Annotated in this window: 2 protein-coding genes and 14 tRNA genes; 14 read left to right on the top strand and 2 right to left on the bottom strand. The window is 46.7% G+C overall.

The features are described from left to right. Positions 1–45 precede the first annotated feature (45 nt). From C6Y01_RS18770 to C6Y01_RS18705, 14 genes are all read left to right on the top strand, one after another. Positions 46–122 (top strand) — tRNA-Pro (locus tag C6Y01_RS18770). 8 nt (positions 123–130) lie between these two features. Next, positions 131–203: transfer RNA gene (locus C6Y01_RS18765), tRNA-Ala, on the top strand. A gap of 25 nt (positions 204–228) precedes the next feature. Beyond that, positions 229–302, top strand: a tRNA-Met gene (locus C6Y01_RS18760). A 4-nt stretch (positions 303–306) separates the two neighbouring features. Then, positions 307–383 (top strand) — tRNA-Ile (locus tag C6Y01_RS18755). Positions 384–390: 7 nt separating this feature from the next. Further along, positions 391–483, top strand: a tRNA-Ser gene (locus tag C6Y01_RS18750). Between the two features lie 22 nt (positions 484–505). Then, positions 506–582: transfer RNA gene (locus tag C6Y01_RS18745), tRNA-Met, on the top strand. Positions 583–586: 4 nt separating this feature from the next. After that, positions 587–663: transfer RNA gene (locus C6Y01_RS18740), tRNA-Asp, on the top strand. Between the two features lie 18 nt (positions 664–681). Beyond that, positions 682–754, top strand: a tRNA-Phe gene (locus C6Y01_RS18735). Between the two features lie 27 nt (positions 755–781). After that, a tRNA-His gene (locus tag C6Y01_RS18730) sits at positions 782–857 on the top strand. Between the two features lie 11 nt (positions 858–868). Further along, positions 869–942 (top strand) — tRNA-Gly (locus C6Y01_RS18725). A 17-nt stretch (positions 943–959) separates the two neighbouring features. Further along, positions 960–1,036 (top strand) — tRNA-Ile (locus C6Y01_RS18720). 6 nt (positions 1,037–1,042) lie between these two features. Next, positions 1,043–1,117, top strand: a tRNA-Asn gene (locus C6Y01_RS18715). A 3-nt stretch (positions 1,118–1,120) separates the two neighbouring features. Beyond that, positions 1,121–1,211 (top strand) — tRNA-Ser (locus tag C6Y01_RS18710). A gap of 7 nt (positions 1,212–1,218) precedes the next feature. Next, positions 1,219–1,290 (top strand) — tRNA-Glu (locus C6Y01_RS18705). Positions 1,291–1,367: 77 nt separating this feature from the next. On the opposite strand, the gene C6Y01_RS18700 is transcribed toward C6Y01_RS18705, so the two are convergent. Then, on the bottom strand, positions 1,368–1,844 hold the full coding sequence (locus C6Y01_RS18700) for a TspO/MBR family protein (protein WP_034665254.1): 477 nt from the start codon (positions 1,842–1,844) through the stop codon (positions 1,368–1,370). 86 nt (positions 1,845–1,930) lie between these two features. Then, entirely contained in the window at positions 1,931–2,665 is a 735-nt protein-coding gene (locus C6Y01_RS18695; RefSeq protein ID WP_106038608.1) for a TraR/DksA C4-type zinc finger protein, read from the bottom strand. Positions 2,666–2,964: the final 299 nt, after the last annotated feature.

Below are 2,964 nucleotides of genomic sequence, written 5' to 3'. Positions count from 1 at the left end.
TCAAAAGGTTAGGGGTTCGACTCCTCTCGGGCGCGCCATTAAGATCGGGAAGTAGCTCAGCTTGGTAGAGCACTTGGTTTGGGACCAAGGGGTCGCAGGTTCGAATCCTGTCTTCCCGACCATCTTTTATGGGGCCTTAGCTCAGCTGGGAGAGCGCCTGCCTTGCACGCAGGAGGTCAGCGGTTCGATCCCGCTAGGCTCCACTTTTTAAAAGATTATTTTGATCATGGCGGTGTAGCTCAGCTGGCTAGAGCGTACGGTTCATACCCGTGAGGTCGGGGGTTCGATCCCCTCCGCCGCTATAAAGGACCTTTAGCTCAGTTGGTTAGAGCAGACGGCTCATAACCGTCCGGTCGTAGGTTCGAGTCCTACAAGGTCCACCATCTATACGGAGGAATACCCAAGTCCGGCTGAAGGGATCGGTCTTGAAAACCGACAGGGGTGTCAAAGCCCGCGGGGGTTCGAATCCCTCTTCCTCCGCCATATTTTTTAAAACCCATATCATCGCGGGGTGGAGCAGTTCGGTAGCTCGTCGGGCTCATAACCCGAAGGTCGCAGGTTCAAATCCTGCCCCCGCAACCAAAATGGTCCGGTAGTTCAGTTGGTTAGAATGCCTGCCTGTCACGCAGGAGGTCGCGGGTTCGAGTCCCGTCCGGACCGCCATTTTCAAAAAGAATACTTGGCTCGGTAGCTCAGTTGGTAGAGCAACGGACTGAAAATCCGTGTGTCGGCGGTTCGATTCCGTCCCGAGCCACTTTTATAAAAAAATATTGACAGTATGGCGGTTGTGGCGAAGTGGTTAACGCACCAGATTGTGGCTCTGGCACTCGTGGGTTCGATTCCCATCAATCGCCCCATACATATTTTTGCGGGTGTAGTTTAGTGGTAAAACCTCAGCCTTCCAAGCTGATGTCGTGGGTTCGATTCCCATCACCCGCTCCATTTGTATATCCGTTCATGGGCCTGTAGCTCAGCTGGTTAGAGCGCACGCCTGATAAGCGTGAGGTCGGTGGTTCGAGTCCACTCAGGCCCACCATGATATTCCGCAGTAGCTCAGTGGTAGAGCTATCGGCTGTTAACCGATCGGTCGTAGGTTCGAGTCCTACCTGCGGAGCCAAATGGAGAAGTACTCAAGTGGCTGAAGAGGCGCCCCTGCTAAGGGTGTAGGTCGCGCAAGCGGCGCGAGGGTTCAAATCCCTCCTTCTCCGCCATTTATCTGGCCCGTTGGTCAAGCGGTTAAGACACCGCCCTTTCACGGCGGTAACACGGGTTCGAATCCCGTACGGGTCATGTTTAAAAGAGGTCTTGTCAAAGATCTCTTTTTTATTTTCTTCAAAAGGAAAGACCGCCATCATAGCGATCTTTTTTTACATATTCATGGAATAGATCGTATAAGACAAGTATGTCGCAAAGAAGCCCCATAAGACATAAGGGACCAGTAAAATTGGAACGACTTTGCTTAGTTTACGCGAGACGATGACAAGTGCAAGTGCTGTCAGTGCTACAAGCAGGCAGTCGATCGTAGCGGCAAATAAATCTTTTTGTGTAAATTGAAAAAAACTAAAGGCTTGATTAAATACGTAATTTAAAAGAAAAAGAATCCAAAATGGTAAAGTGATTTTTTGAAATCCGTACTTTCCATAAATGATCGCTGCGGACAACGAGATCAGAGCAAATAAGACAGCCCACACAGCACCAATTACACCACCACTCGGTGTCCATTCTGGTTTATTCAGTGCATCATACCACTCTCTGTCAATCGGAAACAAGAATCCGGCAATAGAGAATAATGCGTATGTAATAAAGAAGACAACCACTGCCCAAATGATACTTTTTCTTGCCATTAAGAATCTCCTCCAATCAAATTCACTCTTAAAGTGATTTCCCAATCATTACATGATATAAACATAAAGCCCCCAATATGAGGGGACTAATGATTTTCTTCTGTATAAGGTTCTTCTTCGTACGGCTTCAAGTCACCAAATACCGTCATGACACCTTCTTCGTCTAATGCCTCTTCATAGGCTTCGTGGGCTTTATTTGGATATACCTTGCTTGCTTTGCCCTCAATATCAGCTGCTGCGAATCCTTCATAGTCCTCCACATAATCTTCATCTTCTGATTGCGTATACACATCATCGTATGTCAATGGAGGGAATTCCATATCGGACGGGGTATCAGAGTTTCCATAGCGTTCTACGTCTTGATATGCATCCTCTCCATCATAGGCTGCGCTTTCTTCATTTTCAAATTGATCTGATGGCGGACTTAATAAATCCTCTTCAATCGGACGGTTTTGTGAAACGGTTTGTTCTTTTGAATGTTCTGTGCATGTGACGGCACTAGGCAAGGCTTCTAAGCGTTCCTTTGGAATAGGGGCCTTACAGACCTTGCACAGACCATAAGAGCCGTCTGTGATGGCTTGAAGTGCTTCATTGATGTCTAACAGATGTTCATGTTCCAAACTGTTTAACGCAATATCTTTCCCGCGTTCGAATAGCTCTGTCCCTTGATCACCTGGGTGGTTATCATAGGCTGACAGTTCTCCGAGCGAATCATAAGGAAATGATACTTTTTGTTCATCGTCATGGCTTTTAGCTTCGAGTTCTTGTTTTTCATCGAGAAGTCGCTGCTTCAAATGATGTAATTCGTCTTTAGACAACAAAGCGATCATCCTTTCATATCAAACATAATGTTAGTATGAGCAATTTTGTCTGTAAGACTAGTTCCAATTTGAAGCAATTCCTCATGAAAAAACGCCTGCGGCTGCAGGCGTCAGATTGTAGAGAAACTCATGTTTTTCTACAATCTTTTTTATTTTCATCGTAATTATGATGGATGGGATTTAATGAAAAAGGCCTCCCACACACCTAGCCTAGCTTCGCTAGGTGTGTGGCAATCTTCTTCATGTTCTGGCACGCAGCTGTGAGGAGAACTTGCTCACTCACGTTTTGTTTTCCCCTC

This window comes from Bacillus sp. NMCC46 (genome assembly GCF_002998465.1).
Lineage (GTDB): Bacteria > Bacillota > Bacilli > Bacillales > Bacillaceae > Bacillus.
The sequence above is the reverse complement of the archived record's forward strand: the minus strand, read 5'-3'. Positions and strand labels throughout refer to the sequence as shown.